The following is a 15,359-nucleotide window of genomic DNA, read 5'->3' on the forward strand; positions in this document are numbered from 1 at the left end:
CTCAGATCCAGCGCTTCTTCTTGAAATAGATGAGGAGACCGACGGCGATCGCGGTCATAAGCCCCAGCGCCAACGGATAGCCGATCGGCGACTGGGTGAGCGGCATGTTCCATTCGGAAATCTCCGGATTGAAGTTCATGCCCCAGAGCCCTGCCAGAAAGCCCAGCGGAATGAAGATCGTCGAGATGATCGTCAGAAGGTTGATCACCTCGTTGGTCTGAGCCGCGGACAGCGTCATGTGGAGGTCGACGAGCCCACCGGCCGTGTCGCGATAGGTGTCGTTGAGGTCGATCAGCTGGTCGCAGTGGTCCTGCACGTCGGCGAGATAGACCTTGGTCTCCTCCGACAGCCAGGGCCTTTCGAGCCGGATCAAGGCGTTCAGCGCATCGCGCGTCGGACGCACGAAGCGCTTGAGGTAGAGCATCTCGCGGCGCATTGCATGAAGTTCCGGCACCTGGACGGCATCCACATCCTCGAAAATTTCCTCTTCCAACTGGTCGATCTTCTCGGTCTGCCGGTCGAAGATCGGGAAATAGGCGTCCACGACCGCATCGATCAGCGCGTAGGCGAGATAATCGGCTCGGCCGGCATGGAGACGCGGAGCCCCCTTCTGGATCCGCTTGCGCACCGGGTCGAAATTATCGCCCGCACGCTCCTGGAAGGTCAGGACGAAACCATCGCCGAAAAAGACAGACAGCTGTTCGGATCGACCCTCTGCGTCCAGCATTCGCATCACCAGAAAAGCGTGGCCGGCAAAGGCGTCGCATTTCGGACGCTGGTCGGTGTTGACGACATCCTCGAGCGCCAGTTCGTGAAGGCCGAAGGCAGAGCCAATGCGCTTGATGAGTTCGATATCCGAAAGCCCTGTCAGATCGAGCCAGACGACCGGCCATTCATCCCGCTTGGAAAGCGCGGTATCTAGATCGATGTCCGCGATCTCCTCGTGGCGCCCACTGCCAAAGCCGCAAAAGCTCAAGCGGGATCGTTCGGCCTCCGGATCGGCGACGAGCTGCCCCGGCGGCGCGCCGATTTCCGACCGCTTGGTCTTCTCCGCCTTGCGCCTTCGATCCTTGCCGAATGGTATCTTCGCCATGCCGTCCCTTCGATCGCCACTGCCCCGCAACTGCGGGGGCTTTCGTCCGTAGACGTAAGGCGGAAGTGGACAGCGGGTTCCGACCTGTAGGCCTTCGTCGAATGCGCCTACCCCTTGCCGCCGAAGACACGCTTGGGATGGAAAGAGCCCTGATCGATGGCGCCGAGCGCGATCAGGCGGCCGTGGCCGGTGGCAAAGGCCTCGTCGCAGAAGGCAGGCGCATCGCGTCCGCGCAACAGAACCGAATTTCCGGCGAGTACCCGCCCGGCCTGATCGTCGTTCAGCATCACCTCGTAGAGTTCAGAAAGCGCCGCCTCCGGCTCGATGATGTATTCGTCGAGAGGGCCGAAATCGAGGATGCGCGCCTTGGCGCCGGACTCGATCGCTTCTTCGTCCAGCTCCTCGCGGTTCTCGTCGGCGACGTCGATCAGCTCGTCGAGGGGCACCATGTCCTCCTCGGTGAACGCGCCGACTGCCGTGCGGCGCAGTTCCGTGATATGGCCCTGGCAGCCGAGATCGCGGCCCAGATCGCGGGCGATGGCGCGCACATAGGTCCCCTTGCCGCATTCGGCCTCGAAGACAGCGGTGTCGGCATTGGGCATTTCGATCAGGTCGAGACTGTGGACGGTCACGACGCGGCTTTCGATCTCCGGCGCCTCTCCGCTGCGGGCAAGATCGTAGGCCCGCTCGCCTCCGATCTTGATCGCCGAGAACGAAGGCGGCACCTGCTCGATCTCGCCGGTGTAGTTCGGCAGGAGCTCGCGGACTTCGTCCTCGCTCGGGCGCAGATCGGAGGTCTCCATCGCCTCGCCCTCGGTGTCGTCGGTCGTCGTGCGAACACCCCAACGCACGGTGAAGCGATAGGTCTTCCGGCCGTCCATCACGTATGGCACGGTCTTCGTCGCATCGCCGAAAGCGATCGGCAGCATGCCGGAGGCCAGCGGATCGAGCGTGCCGGCATGGCCGCATTTCTGCGCGAAATAGAGCCATTTCAGCTTGCTGACGCAATCAGTCGAGCCCATGCCCTTCGGCTTGTCGAGGATCACCCAGCCGCTGATCGGCCGGCCCTTCGGCTTCTTGCCCCGGCGCGCCATCAGTTCGTGCCTCCCTGATCGTCGTCCTCGTCGCCATGAAGATCACGCTGGACCTCCGGCGATTTCAAAAGCGCGTCGATCTTGGCGAAGTTGTCGAAGGAGGTATCCTCGCGAAAGCGTATTTCCGGCATGTATTTCATCTGCTTGAGGGATGGCGTCACGCGCCCGCGAATGAATTTCGCGTTATCGTTCAGCGCCTTGATAAAGGGCTGGATGTCGTCCTGGCCGAGTACGGTGACATAGGCCGTCGCGATCTTGAGGTCTGGCGACATGCGCACCTCCGAGACCGAGATGACGGCGCGCTCGAGCAGAGGATCGCGAATCTCGCCACGTTGCATCACCTCGGTCAGCGCGTGGCGCACCTTTTCGCCAACGGACAGCTGGCGCTGGCTCGGGCCTGCGCCGGATTTGGATCGGGCCATAAAGGGCCTTTCAGTCGTTCTGTTCGATCGAATGTCTACCTTGGCTCGCTCTTCTCAGAGCTTTGCTTCAACGGCAAGCGGCGGTCCCTTTCGGGGCCGCGCGGGATATTCGATCGGTTCTGGTTTCGATGCGGCAGCCGCCAAGGGTGGGACTTGCCCGGCCGCTCGTGTTTCAGGCTGCGCTAACTGCTGATTTCAGCCCTAAATGTCAACCGCTCTCACGTGTCATCCTCGCAGTGCAGCCATTCGATATGGCGCTCGATCGAGGCTTCCATGATCGCCCGGCCGTTGTCCGTGATCGAGCGATCCCAAAACGCGCCATAGACGCCGTCGAACTCGACTCCTTCGAGAGCACGTCCAATCCGCCGGACGAGCTTCTCGCCCAGTGGAATGAAATTCGGATAGGATCGCATGAAGCCGAGCTTGTCGCAGCCGGGCGTTACTTGCAGCACGTCGCCGACCATCAATGCGCCTTTGCCGTCATGGGCCATCGCAACGTGAAGCACGGACGCGCCGGCGAAATGCCCGCCGCAGCGGATCATGGTCACGCCCGGCAAGAGCTCCCTGCGCTCGCCCTGCCAGGCATCGAGGTAGGAGCCGCGCCGCATCACCCACTTTTCTTCGTCTGCATGGATATGGACCGGAATGTCACCAAACGCGGCCGACCATTCGGCCATCGCGGAATAGTAATGTGGATGGGAGATCGCGATACCGGCAAGCCCGCCGAGACCTTCGATGATCTCGACGATCGCATCATCGACACAAGGTACGCAGTCCCACAGCAGATTGCCGTGAGGCGTTCGAACCAGAAAGGCCCGGTTGCCGATACCGAAGGCCGGCAGCGGCGACAGGCTGAGAAACTCGCCCTCCCTCGCAATCTGGAAGCGTCGCCCCGCCCGCATCGCCTCGAACGAGACCCAGGACTGCCCCGCCGGCGGCACGAATTGCCGGTGATCCTCACAGATCGGGCAGTGTTTTGGTGGCGCGTCCGAAGGCGGATACTGCGTGCCACAGGCGGTGCAGAGAAACGTGGTCGTCATCGCCCGGCTCTCGAAATGCGGTTCGCAGGACCCTGGCGCATCAGGCCATGTACCAGCCGTGGCTCGCCGTGATCGACTGTCCCGTCAGCGCGTTCGTCTTGAAGGCCGCGAGGAAGACCGCGACGTCGGCGACGTCCTGCAAGGTCGTGAATTCCGTATCCACGGTCTCGCCAAGCATGATCTTCGAGACGACCTCTTCCTCGGATATGCCGAGATTTTCGGCTTGTTCGGGAATTTGCTTTTCGACCAGTGGCGTCTTCACGAAACCGGGGCAGATGACGTTGGACCGCACGCCATGCTTGGCACCCTCCTTAGCCATAACCCGCGACAGGCCGAGAATGCCGTGCTTGGCCGAGACATAGGCCGTCTTCAGAGCGGACGGCTCGTGGCTGTGGACCGAGCCCATATAGATCAGCGAGCCGGACTTCTGTGGGTACATGTGCTTCACGCAGGCCTTGGTGAGCAGGAATGCGCCGCCGAGATGGATGTCGATCATCTTCTTGAACTGATCGTAGGGAAAATCCTCGATCGGATGGACGATCTGAATGCCGGCATTGGAGACCATCGTGTCGATCTTGCCGAACCGCTCAGCGACCGCATCGACGCCGGCATTCACCGCGTTCTCGTCGGTCACGTCCATTTTCACGGCCATCGCCTTGCCGCCCATCTCCTCGATCTCGGAGACGACCTTGTTCGCACCCTCCATATCGATATCGCCGATGGCGATACTCGCGCCTTCCTTGGCGTAGCTCAGCGCGATCTGCCGACCGATCCCGGAAGAAGCGCCGGTAACGACTGCGACATTGTCCTGAAGTTGCATGATGATGCCTCCTTGCCGTTCCATGTCCGCAAAGCGCGCGATCCGGAAGCGTCAGAGGAAAAACTTCGGATAGCTCTCGCCCTGCCGGACAGGAGATTTGTGCTCTGCAGCATGAACGGCCAGTCTTTGCCGCCGGTTGCATGAATTTGGCTTCATGCCGGCAAAGACAAGCTACGGGCTCGCATCTTCGCTTTCGAGAAATTTCGCCTCGGCGGCTGCTTGAATGCGGCGCCGTTTGGCGTTATCAGGGCGCAGTTCAGCCGGCAGTGCCGGCCGGGCCGCTTTAGCTCAGTTGGTAGAGCAACGCATTCGTAATGCGTAGGTCGCGTGTTCGAGTCACGCAAGCGGCACCACTCTTTTCAAGCCCTTAGCTATGATTTTGCCGCTTCGCTTGTCGCATCCGTGTTGCGCTCAGTTCCCTTGATTTTCGGGGTTTTCCCGGTACTGTCGGCGAATACGTGCGACATGAAACGCGACATGAGAAACAATGACTGAAGCGATCGGATGCCGCTCTACATCGTTTTGGTTGCGGGTTACGGTGACAACCGTTGAGCGATAAGCCTTCGTTTGGGGACGCGTTCAGTTCGGTCGACAAGCTCGACAAAGATGATCGCATCTACGCGTTCATAGTGGTGTGTGCATTCATCGCTCTCGCCTTTGGGGTCGCTTGGTACCATGTTTTAGCCTCAGCTTTCGGGCTAGCTGTGCTTTGGCCCTTTGTGCGATGGTTGCGTTCCATGCTTGAAGCGAATTCTACACACAGGCGTCAGAAAGTAGCCTGGCAGGCGAAAAGCAAAGAAATCGCCGGGCAGTTCGCAACGCAGGCAGAGAGCGAAGCGGTCAAACAGAGCATTCTCGATTTTGACCGAGGAGAACCAAATGATCACGATTGAACTCTCGACCGCTGCATTTGCCTTGTTCATCGTCGCTGTCGGTCTGCCCGCGGTGATTTTCCTGCGTGATCGCGCACGTCATGCGCGTATGACACTTCGGTTGCTTTGCGACTTTGAACGTGAGGTCGATCTTGGTTTTGAGGCGGCCAAAGTTGCGCTCGAGGATAACCGCCTACCTGCTGGAGCGCGCCGGACGTTAATCCTCATGTTAAATCTTATCAGCCACGAAAGCGCTGCCCGCAAGTTTGTCACGTACGACTTCGACAGGTCGAGTGTCGGCCGGAACGCGCGAGAAGAAATTCAGAAGGAAGTAGACTACCTTCGCGCATATGCGCCAGATCTTCATAAAACGGTTGCTGTTGCGATGTCAGGCGTGTTTCTTGCCATGGCCACTTCGCACGTCGATGGAACGCGTGTCGCTGCTATTCTCGCTCGAGAGATGCTTGAGCCCGACCGGGTGACAGCGTTCATGAAGCGTTTCTTCGGATCTGACCGCAATCCGATAGACGGCGATGGGCAAGGTCTCGTCCCAGCGTAGCGGCTGTCTCATTATGAATAATTGCTCGGAAAGTTGGCGCTCAGCCTATACAAAAACTCGTCCAGCAAGCGCTCGGCTTCTGAATCGTAGACCGCAACGGACAGAGTGATTGGCTTCGCGCCTCGTCTTTCTTTGAGATGGTTCTTAACCTCGCCGGACACGTAGGCTCTCACTGCATGGGGGCATTGCCGGATCCACATTTCGGCTTCGGGTGTCGCTGTCATAATGCGTAGGTCGCGTGTTCGAGTCACGCAAGCGGCACCACTCACCAGCCTCTTGTTTCCCGATAGTTTCAAAACTCCGCGTGTAAGGACCCAATTCCGACTGTCGGATTTTTTGAGCCCTGGCTGTCGATCTGATGTCAGGGCAGAGACCAAGCCGCCTCCGGACCAAAGAAATGCGGAAAACTCGAATGTCTCGGCCGTCACCCGAGATGCGCCGCGATGATTCTCGGGACGCCTACTGAAAACAAAACGTCTTGGCGAAGCACAGGCTTCGCCAAGACGTGTCGTAAAATGGCTCTTGGAGCAGAGCCTTAGAAATATTCAGACTCGCCTGCCTCAGGTGCGGCAACATTCGGGTCTGTCGTCATCAGGAGACGATGGCACAGGTCGCTCATGAGCAGTGTCTGTTGCACCATGTCTATCTCCACCTTCGTCTCGGTGGGGATCGACAGTGACACACATTCCAGCAGGCGCGAGAGATTCGTCAGAATTTGCGCGTTCCGGTCGATCGCCTGAAGCTTCACCATGGCGTTCGAATCGAGGTCGCTGGCTCCGCCGAAGACATCGCCGAGATCTTCGACCGCGCTGGCGGTCGAGCTCATCTCGTCGGCAATGGCGACGATCAGATTGGACAGGAAAACCTTGCTTTCCTCCATTGAAACCGCGTCAGAGTCGAGCTTTTCGGCTGTTGCGCAATTCATAGAACAGGCCATCCATTCAAAATCAGAAGAATTCGACCTCGCCGAGAGACGACGCGGGCGGAGTGGAAAAGGTCGGCGGCACTGCGACTGGCGCGCTCTTGTCGTTCAGAAGAAGACGACGCGAGCGGCCGCTCAGCGGCCAGTATTCGATACGTCTGCCACGCACGCCACCAACATCCACGCATGCGGTCGGAATGCCTTCGGTCGCCAGAAAGCGCACCGCGAACTCGGCGTTCCGCGAGCCGATATCGGTTTGAAGATCCATCGTCCTCGCCCCACCGAAGACCTTGGCTTCGAGCGCATGGCGTCGGGCCCCCTTCTTCAGGAGACCATTGACGAGAACCTCCATCAGGTAGGCGCCGTAACTTTCCGATCGGCTACCGACACCGTTGTTCGCATCGCCGGGAAGCAGGAAATGGTTCATGCCCCCGACGCCCGCATCGCGGTCGCAGATGCATGCAGCAACGCAGGATCCAAGAAGCGTCGTCAGGATGATGTCCTGATTGGTGACATAGGCCTCGCCCTGGATGACGTTGTGCTTTCTTTGGGCAGTTTGCAGCAAGCTCATTGTAAACGACCAACGACCGCTTCGATCGTCTTCTGGAGAACAGGAACCGTAATCGGCTTCAACAGATAGTTGTTGGCACCAAGCGTGATCGCCTTCTGAACCAGTTCGCGGTCGCCGCGACCGCTGAGAATGATGAAAGGCGTCTTCGCCGTCGGGCGGTAGCTCCTGAGCGCCTTCAGGAGTTGAAGCCCGTCGAGCTTGGGCATGTTGAAGTCGGAGATCACCATGTGCGCCGGGCTCGCCATCATCATCTTGAGGGCTTCCTCCCCGTCGCCGGCAAAGGCCACGTTCGGAATACCGAGCTGATGAAGGGCATCCACGACGATCATACGACTTGTCCGGTGGTCGTCCGCAATCAGAACTTTGAACTCTTTTTTAGAGGCCATTTTTCACCCACCATCCTTGTCTCGTGTCGGGTATCTTCGAGCCGCCCGATGATTCAGCGTATATTTCATCAACATTTCTATCTTCTTGAGACCACGTTCCCTTTTTCGGCGGAACGCGCTCTAGCCGAATATCTCGGCTGCTATCTTCTTGAGTGGCGTTCCCTTATTGACTGCACCGATATCATGGGCAGCACGCGGCATTCCGTAGACGAGAGAGGTTGCCTCGTCCTGTGCGACAGTCCGTCCGCCAGCCTCGCGGATCGTCAAAAGTCCCTCGGCGCCGTCCCGTCCCATACCCGTCAGCAGAATGCCACTCGCCGTATTGCCGTATTGCTCGGAAACGGACTTGAAGAGCACATCGACCGACGGGCGATGGCCCTGAACCGGATCGTTGTCGCGATAGACACAACGGGCGACACCGGTCTTTTTGACGACCAGATGTCTGCCGCCGCGCGCAAGATAGATATGGCCGCGAACCAGCGGATCACCTTCCTTGGCTTCCGAAACCTTGGCCTTGCAAGCACGGTCCAACCGGCTTGCGAAGGATGAGGTGAAGGTCTCCGGCATATGCTGGACGATCACCGTCGGCGGACAATCTTCCGGGTAGTCGGACAGAAGCGCGATCAGCGCTTCCACGCCGCCCGTCGAGGCGCCGATCGCGACGACGTCCGGCCAGGCCGCCTTGCGCTGGAGATCCGGCGAAGTCGGCGCGGGCCCTTGCGTGGTCGTCGGTGTGCGCTGGCTGATCTGCCGACCGGCGGATGAAGCCTGACGGATCAGATTAGGCAGCGACTCAAAGGTCGAGCCGTTCGTTCCGTTGGGCTTTCCAACACAGTCGAACGCGCCGTATTCAAGCGCGGTAATAGCCGCTGCGGCGCCAGGTGCCGTCAGGGACGAGACCATGATGACGGGCATCGGCCTGAGGCGCATGATCTTTTCGAGGAACTCAAGGCCATCCATTCCCGGCATCTCGACGTCGAGTGTGACGACATCGGGATTGAGTTCCTTGATTTTCTGACGGGCATCGGCCGCGCTTTTCGCCTCGCCGACGACGGAGATACCGTCGTCCTGCTTCAGGGCGTTGCGCAGAAGCATCCGCATCGTCGCCGAATCGTCGACGATGATGACCTTGACTGGAGTCATCACGATGCCCCCTTCAAGCGGTAGGTCGTCGAGGCTTCGACGGCCAGATGCTGCATCGCCGCGCCGCTTACGCGCTCGGAGTGACCGACATAGAGATAGCCGGCCGGGTCGAGCTGGTCGCAGAAGCGGTGCCAGATCGCCTCGCGGGTGGCTTCGTCGAAATAGATCAGAACATTGCGGCAGAAGATCGCGTCGAACCGTCCGCTCATCGGCCATGGACCGATGAGGTTCAGTTCGCGGAACGCGATCAGGCTGCGCATTTCGGCCACGGCCTCGTACTGCTTACCGCCGCTTCTCGGCGTGAACCAGCGCTTCTTCAGATTCGGAGCGACCGGCTCGACGGCAGCGTCGTCGTAGAGGCCGGCCTTGCCGAAGGCGATCACATAGGGATCGATGTCGGTAGCCAGAATCTTGATGTCGTATTTGGGGGCGTCCGGCATCATGGACAGGATCGTCATCGCGATCGAATAGGGCTCGTGTCCGTTCGAGCATCCGGCCGACCAGAATCGCACGCGGCCGCCGTTCTTCGCCGCTTCGATCAGAGGCGGGAGGGTGACTTCGCGCATATGCTCGAAATGGTGATTCTCGCGAAAGAAATGGGTGACGTTCGTTGTCAGGGCCGCGAGCATCTCGCGCCGCTCCGCCTTCCCGGCATCACTGGAGATCAGGTTGCAATAATCCTGAAAGCCGGCAAGCCCGAGCCTGCGCACCCGCTTGGCGAGCCGCGAATAGACGAGCGCCATCTTGAAGGGCTTCAGGACGATACCCGCATCCTCGTAGATGACTGCGGCAATCGTCTTGAAGTCCTTTTCCGAAAGCTCGAATTCGCTCGCGCGTTCGCCTCGGGCCGCAACCGCACCGGCCGTCTGCCCGCCTGCGGCGTTCGAACGAAGAGCCGGGGCAGCCGTTGTCATGCCGCGATATCCATACGCTGGGGATGAATGCTAGCCGCTTCGATGATCGCGATCATCCGATCTTCGATCGTCATCATGCCTGACACGAAGGACCGCGCACGCTCGTTGTTGAGATCGGGGTTCGGCTGGATCATGTCTTCGGTCACGTTGAGAATGTCGGAAACCGCATCCACGAGCAGGCCAAAAAGCTGCTGGCCGAGCTTTACGACGATGATGACCGAGCGTGCCGTCGGCTCGATAGGCTTCAGGCCCATCCGCAGGCCGAGGTCGATGACCGGCAGAACCGTGCCGCGCAGATTGATCACGCCCACGATGTATTCCGGTGTCTTCGGCAGTGGCGTCGCTTCCGTATAGCCGCGAATCTCCCGCACCGTGCGAATGTCTATGCAGAATTCCTGCTTGGCCATCCGGAAGGCGATGAGTTCGCGCTTTTCGCTGCTGTCCTTGCTCACTGTATTGCTCATCACACTTACTCCGCCGCTATCGACATGATTTCTTTAGGAGGACCACCTTCGGGGCGTCCCGAAGCTGTCAAAGCATCGACGTCTAGGATCAGGGCGACACGTCCGTCGCCCAGAATCGTCGCCGCCGATACCCCGTCGACCCGTCCGTAATTGGTTTCGAGGCTCTTGATCACGACCTGCCGCTGGCCCTGGATCGCATCGACCAGAAGCGCCTGGCGCGTGCCGTTCTCGCTCTCCACAAGCACGGTGACGCCGTCGCTTGGCTCTTTCTGTTCGCTACGGAAACCGAGGCAGCGCGCGACGTCGATGACAGGCAGGAACTGATCGCGCAGCCGGATCAGGTTCGTTTCGTTGCAGAAGTTTTTCACGTCCGTCGTGTTCGGCTTCAGCGTTTCCAGCACCGCTGTCAGAGGCAGCACGAGCGTATTGTCGCCAGCCGAGACGATCATGCCGTCAAGTACCGCAAGGGTCAGCGGCAGGCTCAGGGTGAACTTGGAACCGAGGCCCGGCTGAGAGGCGATCGACACCCGCCCGCCGAGAGACTGAATGGACTGTTTGACGACGTCCATACCAACGCCGCGTCCCGAAAGCTCCGACGCTTCTTCCTTCGTCGAAAAACCCGGCCGGAAGATCAGATTGTCGATCTCTTCGTCGTTAAGATTTGCGCCGGCGGGGACAAGGCCCTTCTTCACGGCAATGTCGAGAACCCGCTCGCGGTTGATGCCGGCGCCGTCGTCGCTGATCTCGATGGCGATGCGGCCTGAGCGATGGGCCGCGGACACCCAGATCGTACCCTCGGGCTTCTTGCCCTTTGCGATGCGCTCTTCCGGCGCCTCGATGCCGTGATCGATCGCGTTACGGATCATATGGGTGAGCGGATCGGACAGGCGCTCGATGACCGTCTTGTCGACTTCGGTATATTCACCGTCGGTCATGAGCTTCACGTTCTTGCCCGTGGCGCTGCAGACCTCTCGAACGAGCCGGGGAAGCTTCTGGAAAACCGATTTGACCGACTGCGCGCGGATCGCCATGACGCTGTCCTGCAGCTGGCGCGTCAGCTGTTCCAGATCCTCAAGCCCGAGCGTCAGCTCCGATGCCGGCGCAAGACCAGCCTGCTGGGCGCGCTGCGAGAGCATCACCTGGTGGATCACCAGTTCGCCCACGAGGTCGATCAGGCGATCTACGCGCTCCAGGTCGACGCGAATGCTCGTCGAAGCCGGCGCATTGCGGCTTTTCGTTTCCCCCGAAGCAGCGGCTGCAGGTTCATTTGCGGGCTCCGCCTGCGCGTTCGAAGTCTGCACTTCAGCGTTCGGCGTTTTTACCTCGGCCTCAGCTTCGGCGCTCGGTGACTCCGTCTCGTTCGCTTCGTCGTCGGTCGAAGGCGAGTCCGGACCACCGTCAGGATCGTCATCCTCGGGCGCCTCGTCCGTCGCCGGTTCGCCGAGATTGAGCATCGCCAGCAGGCTGGCCACGTTGTTGTCGAGGTCCTCACCGGCAAGCGGCGGTGCGTCTGCGCCTCCCTCGTCCGACGACACCTTCTCGATGGAAAGTTCACAATCGCCTTCGACGAATTCGAATATCTCCTCGATCGCGCTGCGGGGCGCGCTGGTCTCGAGCGTGATGTCCCAGGAGAGATAGGCAGCTTCCGGATCAATCGTGTCGAGATCGGGAATGGAGCTTCTGTCGCAACGCACCTCGGCAGTGCCGAGCGCAACTACTTCGCGAATAAGCCGCATGCTCTCATTGGCATTGGCGTAGAGTTCGGGAAGCGGCTTGAACGCGATGTGGAAGACGTTCGTGTCGCTATCGTCGTCGTCGCCGCCAATCAGATCGTCGAGCGAAACCTGGACGGGCGTGAAGTCGAGATCGCCCATGCCGTCATCGTCTTCGTCCTCGGGAAGAGCGACGGCACCCGGCACGGTGCCTTTCAGGCTGTTGAGAGCCTGGGCAACATCTGCATAGCTTGCCGGATCGACGGTCTCTTCATTGCGAGCCTGTTCGACGAGATCGATGAGGACATCCGCCGAGCGAAGAAGAATCGCAAGCACTTCAGGTGTCGGCGCGAGCTTGTCGGAGCGCACGGCGTCGAGAACATTCTCGAAGGTATGGGCGAACCCGACCAGTTCGGTCAGGTGGAACGCGCCGGCACCGCCCTTGATCGAATGCACGGCGCGGAACACCGCATGAACGGTTTCCGAATCAGACTCGCCGTTCTGCATGGCCAGCAAGCCCTGCTCGAGCTCCTCGAGCTGCTCGGCGCATTCTTCGAAGAAGGTCTGGCGGATTTCATCCATCCCACTCATCGTCGATCCTTCGGTTCAAAGGCAAAAAAGATTGGTACGGTGCGGCAAACGGTTTGCGCCGTTCAGGCGGCAACCCGATTGATCGCGCTGACGAGTTTGGGAGGGTCGAACGGCTTCACGATCCAACCGGTGGCACCGGCGTTCTTGGCCCGCGCTTTCTTCTCGGCGTCACTCTCGGTCGTCAGAACGAGAATGGGGATGCCGCGATAGGTGTCGTTGAGGCGGACATTCTCGATGAAGGTCAGACCATCCATGCGCGGCATATTGACGTCGGTAATGATGACATCCGGGCGCTCCTCGGCGAGCTTTTCCAGGCCGTCCACGCCGTCTTCGGCCTGTTTGACCTCGAAACCCGCCTCTTGCAGGGTTCGCCGCAGCATCTCACGCATCGTGCGCGAATCGTCGATCGTCAGAATCATCTTCATTTGTCATCGCTCTCCGAACCAGACGGCTCTTCGTGGAAATCATCAATCGTCAGACCAATCAGTTCGAGGCTGGTCACGAATGGCTTCGAGGCCTGCGCGATCTTGAATTCGAGGTTGTCGGCTTGCCAGGTCTTTGACGCGGCCAAAAGCACCTGGATCGCTTGGGTCCCAGCCCGCTCGACCAACGAGGCGTCGATCGCGAGGGCCGATCCTTTCTGGGCCTGCAGCTGGGCTGCGAGGGGGCCAGCCGAGGCGATATCGAGAGTCGGTGGAAGCTCGATCCAGCGCAAATCCAGGTCATCAGGCGCCGGTGTTTGCGTCATCGTCATCAAAACTCCTCCCAGCTCTCGGTTTCGGCTACCGCCCGCGGCTTAGGCTGGGCACCGCCGCGTCCCACGGTCTTCATTGCAACGACAGTCTTACTGTCTTTTGCTTTCGACAAGCTTACAGGCGCGTCCTTGCGGACGCTCTGCTGCCTGGCATTCTTGTCCATTCGGAACTGGCTCACAGCTTCGTTGAGGCTTACCGTTTCGTCGGCGAGACTTCGGCTGGCGGCAGCCGTTTCCTCGACCATCGCCGCATTCTGCTGTGTGACCTTATCCATCTGGCCGACTGCGACGTTGACCTCTCCGAGACCCGTCGACTGCTCCTGAACGGAGTTCGCCATATTGGACACAAGAGAGTTAATATTGTTTATCTGCTCGACGATTCGCTCGAGTGCGCTACCGGTTTCCTTCACCAGCTTGACGCCAAGACCGACCTGTTCGCCAGAGGTCGAGATCAGCGTCTTGATCTCCTTCGCAGCCTCCGCCGAGCGTTGCGCGAGCCCGCGAACTTCCGAGGCGACGACCGCAAAGCCGCGCCCCGCTTCTCCGGCTCGCGCTGCTTCCACCCCCGCGTTCAATGCGAGGAGATTGGTCTGGAAGGCGATTTCGTCGATCACGCCGATAATCCGCTCGATCTGACGCGACGACGATTCGATTGAATCCATCGCGGCGATTGCGTTTCCGACGATCTCGCCCGAACGAACGGCATCGGTCCTGGCGGTGGAGACAGCATTGTTTGCCTGGGATGCATCCACAGCCGTTTTCTTGACGGTCGAGGTGATCTCGTTGAGAGCCGCGGCGGTTTCCTCAAGGCTTGCTGCCTGGGTTTCGGTTCGCCGGGAGAGGTCGTCCGCCGCGACCGAGATTTCCTCGGTGCCCCTGCGGATGCCATCCGAGCTTTGCAGAATCTTGTTCATCGTCGAAGCAATCTGAGTGATCGAGGCGTTGAAATCCTGACGGAGGGGCTCGAAGGTCGATGAGAACGGCTGCTCCAGGCGGCAGGTCAGATCGTTCTGCGCCAACAGGGAAAGACCGGTGCTGATTGCTGTGACCGCACGAACACGCTCGGTCACGTCGCTTGCAAATTTCACAATCTTGACGATCTTGCCGCACGGGCCGAAGACCGGGTTGTATGACGCGTAGAGCCAGACCTCCCGTGCGCCCTTTCCAATACGCCGAAAATCGCCGGTGACCGGCTCGCCGCGATTCAGACGAAGCCAGAACTCGACATAGTCCGGCGACTGGGCCTCTTGCGGCTCCATGAACATCCGGTGATGCGAACCGACGATCTCGTTCAGCTTGTAGCCGGTTGCCGAAAGGAAGTTTTCGTTGGCCGTAATGATCTCGCCGGAGGGAAGGAACTCGATGACCGCCTGGATGCGCGAAAGGGCCGCCATCTTTGCTTCGGTCTCGACGCGCTGGCGCCGCTCGTCCGTGATGTCGGTCGCCTGCTTGACGACGCCGATCACCTCACCACGTTTGTTTTTGATGGGGTTGTAGGAGGCCTGCATCCAGATTTCCTTGCCCGACTTGCCGATGCGCTGGAATTCGCCCGCATCGGTCTGGCCACGTGCAAGATTGGGCCAGAAGTCCTTGTATTCGCGTGAGGACGCTTCCTCAGGCGTGATGAACGACTTGTGGTTCTTGCCCTTCAGTTCGTTCAGATTGTAGCCGAGGATGCGACAGAAGATCTCATTCGCCGTAACGAGTTCGCCATTCGTATTGAACTCGGCGATCGCAAGCGACTTGCTCAAGGCATCGAGAACGGCGGACGCATTACTTTTGGCGGCAGAACCGAAAAACTTCATTATGCGTCTCACTGAAGGGGTGGGAGAGAGATTAACGGCATCAAATTAAGTTAAACTTCTTAAAATATGGTTAAAATTCCACGCTTTCCGAGGCTTCTTGCCCTCGAGTCACCGTGTCGTTGCGAGAAAAATACTTTTTGGTCAGTCATTTTTTCTATTAATACTTCAATTTTTTCATAAGGACCACGCTGTTGACG

General features: G+C 59.5%; 17 protein-coding genes and 2 tRNA genes. 4 read left to right on the plus strand and 15 right to left on the minus strand.

Annotation, left to right across the window (positions count from 1 at the left end):
* Nucleotide 1: 1 nt before the first annotated feature.
* From corA to ABRA89_RS10140, 5 genes are all read right to left on the minus strand, one after another.
* Nucleotides 2–1,093, minus strand: coding sequence for a magnesium/cobalt transporter CorA (corA, locus tag ABRA89_RS10120; RefSeq protein WP_349941340.1), 1,092 nt, complete (start codon nt 1,091–1,093; stop codon nt 2–4).
* A gap of 107 nt (nt 1,094–1,200) precedes the next feature.
* Complete coding sequence (gene truB / locus ABRA89_RS10125; RefSeq protein ID WP_349941341.1) at nt 1,201–2,187, minus strand: tRNA pseudouridine(55) synthase TruB; 987 nt, start codon at nt 2,185–2,187, stop codon at nt 1,201–1,203.
* Nucleotides 2,187–2,609, minus strand: coding sequence for a 30S ribosome-binding factor RbfA (rbfA, locus tag ABRA89_RS10130; RefSeq protein ID WP_349941342.1), 423 nt, complete (start codon nt 2,607–2,609; stop codon nt 2,187–2,189). The genes truB and rbfA overlap by 1 nt, the downstream gene beginning before the upstream one ends.
* A gap of 218 nt (nt 2,610–2,827) precedes the next feature.
* Entirely contained in the window at nt 2,828–3,649 is an 822-nt protein-coding gene (locus ABRA89_RS10135) for an MBL fold metallo-hydrolase (protein ID WP_349941343.1), read from the minus strand.
* Between the two features lie 40 nt (nt 3,650–3,689).
* Nucleotides 3,690–4,469, minus strand: coding sequence for a 3-hydroxybutyrate dehydrogenase (locus tag ABRA89_RS10140; protein ID WP_349941344.1), 780 nt, complete (start codon nt 4,467–4,469; stop codon nt 3,690–3,692).
* 277 nt (nt 4,470–4,746) lie between these two features.
* On the opposite strand from ABRA89_RS10140, the gene ABRA89_RS10145 reads away from it, so the two are divergent.
* The 4 genes from ABRA89_RS10145 to ABRA89_RS10160 all read left to right on the plus strand — a co-directional run bounded on the left by ABRA89_RS10145 (nt 4,747) and on the right by ABRA89_RS10160 (nt 6,164).
* Nucleotides 4,747–4,822 (plus strand) — tRNA-Thr (locus ABRA89_RS10145).
* A gap of 195 nt (nt 4,823–5,017) precedes the next feature.
* The gene (locus tag ABRA89_RS10150; RefSeq protein WP_349941345.1) at nt 5,018–5,362 is read left to right on the plus strand and encodes a hypothetical protein; all 345 of its coding nucleotides are present in this window, start codon (nt 5,018–5,020) and stop codon (nt 5,360–5,362) included.
* Nucleotides 5,349–5,900: a hypothetical protein gene (locus ABRA89_RS10155; protein WP_349941346.1), complete on the plus strand. Its 552-nt coding sequence runs from the start codon at nt 5,349–5,351 to the stop codon at nt 5,898–5,900. Before ABRA89_RS10150 ends, ABRA89_RS10155 begins: the two co-directional genes overlap by 14 nt.
* 187 nt (nt 5,901–6,087) lie before the next feature.
* Nucleotides 6,088–6,164, plus strand: a tRNA-Ile gene (locus tag ABRA89_RS10160).
* A gap of 271 nt (nt 6,165–6,435) precedes the next feature.
* Here the strand turns inward: ABRA89_RS10160 and ABRA89_RS10165 are convergent.
* The 10 genes from ABRA89_RS10165 to ABRA89_RS10210 form a co-directional block, all read right to left on the minus strand.
* On the minus strand, nt 6,436–6,780 hold the full coding sequence (locus tag ABRA89_RS10165; protein WP_349941347.1) for a hypothetical protein: 345 nt from the start codon (nt 6,778–6,780) through the stop codon (nt 6,436–6,438).
* Between the two features lie 67 nt (nt 6,781–6,847).
* Nucleotides 6,848–7,393, minus strand: a complete 546-nt coding sequence (locus ABRA89_RS10170; RefSeq protein WP_349941348.1) for a chemotaxis protein CheD — start codon at nt 7,391–7,393, stop codon at nt 6,848–6,850.
* Complete coding sequence (locus ABRA89_RS10175; RefSeq protein WP_349941349.1) at nt 7,390–7,779, minus strand: response regulator transcription factor; 390 nt, start codon at nt 7,777–7,779, stop codon at nt 7,390–7,392. Before ABRA89_RS10175 ends, ABRA89_RS10170 begins: the two co-directional genes overlap by 4 nt.
* A gap of 120 nt (nt 7,780–7,899) precedes the next feature.
* Nucleotides 7,900–8,925, minus strand: a complete 1,026-nt coding sequence (locus ABRA89_RS10180) for a protein-glutamate methylesterase/protein-glutamine glutaminase (RefSeq protein ID WP_463671274.1) — start codon at nt 8,923–8,925, stop codon at nt 7,900–7,902.
* A complete protein-coding gene (locus ABRA89_RS10185; protein WP_349941351.1) occupies nt 8,922–9,836 on the minus strand; it encodes a CheR family methyltransferase in 915 nt (304 codons plus the stop codon). Before ABRA89_RS10185 ends, ABRA89_RS10180 begins: the two co-directional genes overlap by 4 nt.
* The gene (locus ABRA89_RS10190; protein ID WP_349941352.1) at nt 9,833–10,300 is read right to left on the minus strand and encodes a chemotaxis protein CheW; all 468 of its coding nucleotides are present in this window, start codon (nt 10,298–10,300) and stop codon (nt 9,833–9,835) included. Before ABRA89_RS10190 ends, ABRA89_RS10185 begins: the two co-directional genes overlap by 4 nt.
* A gap of 5 nt (nt 10,301–10,305) precedes the next feature.
* Nucleotides 10,306–12,603, minus strand: a complete 2,298-nt coding sequence (locus ABRA89_RS10195) for a chemotaxis protein CheA (RefSeq protein ID WP_349941353.1) — start codon at nt 12,601–12,603, stop codon at nt 10,306–10,308.
* A 62-nt stretch (nt 12,604–12,665) separates the two neighbouring features.
* A complete protein-coding gene (locus ABRA89_RS10200) occupies nt 12,666–13,028 on the minus strand; it encodes a response regulator (RefSeq protein ID WP_349941354.1) in 363 nt (120 codons plus the stop codon).
* The gene (locus ABRA89_RS10205; RefSeq protein ID WP_349941355.1) at nt 13,025–13,357 is read right to left on the minus strand and encodes an STAS domain-containing protein; all 333 of its coding nucleotides are present in this window, start codon (nt 13,355–13,357) and stop codon (nt 13,025–13,027) included. The genes ABRA89_RS10200 and ABRA89_RS10205 overlap by 4 nt, the downstream gene beginning before the upstream one ends.
* Nucleotides 13,357–15,162, minus strand: a complete 1,806-nt coding sequence (locus ABRA89_RS10210; protein WP_349941356.1) for a methyl-accepting chemotaxis protein — start codon at nt 15,160–15,162, stop codon at nt 13,357–13,359. The genes ABRA89_RS10205 and ABRA89_RS10210 overlap by 1 nt, the downstream gene beginning before the upstream one ends.
* Nucleotides 15,163–15,359 lie beyond the last annotated feature (197 nt).

Origin of the sequence: Fulvimarina thalattae, from assembly GCF_040239565.1 — a bacterium.
In the GTDB taxonomy this organism is placed as follows: Bacteria; Pseudomonadota; Alphaproteobacteria; order Rhizobiales; family Rhizobiaceae; genus Fulvimarina.

Coding starts and splice junctions, on each gene's coding strand:
- corA (WP_349941340.1), bottom strand. CDS start 1,093: ATGGCGAAGATACCATTCGGCAAGGATCGAAGGCGCAAGGCGGAGAAG.
- truB (WP_349941341.1), bottom strand. CDS start 2,187: ATGGCGCGCCGGGGCAAGAAGCCGAAGGGCCGGCCGATCAGCGGCTGG.
- rbfA (WP_349941342.1), bottom strand. CDS start 2,609: ATGGCCCGATCCAAATCCGGCGCAGGCCCGAGCCAGCGCCAGCTGTCC.
- ABRA89_RS10135 (WP_349941343.1), bottom strand. CDS start 3,649: ATGACGACCACGTTTCTCTGCACCGCCTGTGGCACGCAGTATCCGCCT.
- ABRA89_RS10140 (WP_349941344.1), bottom strand. CDS start 4,469: ATGCAACTTCAGGACAATGTCGCAGTCGTTACCGGCGCTTCTTCCGGG.
- ABRA89_RS10155 (WP_349941346.1), top strand. CDS start 5,349: ATGATCACGATTGAACTCTCGACCGCTGCATTTGCCTTGTTCATCGTC.
- ABRA89_RS10165 (WP_349941347.1), bottom strand. CDS start 6,780: ATGGAGGAAAGCAAGGTTTTCCTGTCCAATCTGATCGTCGCCATTGCC.
- ABRA89_RS10170 (WP_349941348.1), bottom strand. CDS start 7,393: ATGAGCTTGCTGCAAACTGCCCAAAGAAAGCACAACGTCATCCAGGGC.
- ABRA89_RS10175 (WP_349941349.1), bottom strand. CDS start 7,779: ATGGCCTCTAAAAAAGAGTTCAAAGTTCTGATTGCGGACGACCACCGG.
- ABRA89_RS10185 (WP_349941351.1), bottom strand. CDS start 9,836: ATGACAACGGCTGCCCCGGCTCTTCGTTCGAACGCCGCAGGCGGGCAG.
- ABRA89_RS10190 (WP_349941352.1), bottom strand. CDS start 10,300: ATGAGCAATACAGTGAGCAAGGACAGCAGCGAAAAGCGCGAACTCATC.
- ABRA89_RS10195 (WP_349941353.1), bottom strand. CDS start 12,603: ATGAGTGGGATGGATGAAATCCGCCAGACCTTCTTCGAAGAATGCGCC.
- ABRA89_RS10200 (WP_349941354.1), bottom strand. CDS start 13,028: ATGAAGATGATTCTGACGATCGACGATTCGCGCACGATGCGTGAGATG.
- ABRA89_RS10205 (WP_349941355.1), bottom strand. CDS start 13,357: ATGACGATGACGCAAACACCGGCGCCTGATGACCTGGATTTGCGCTGG.
- ABRA89_RS10210 (WP_349941356.1), bottom strand. CDS start 15,162: ATGAAGTTTTTCGGTTCTGCCGCCAAAAGTAATGCGTCCGCCGTTCTC.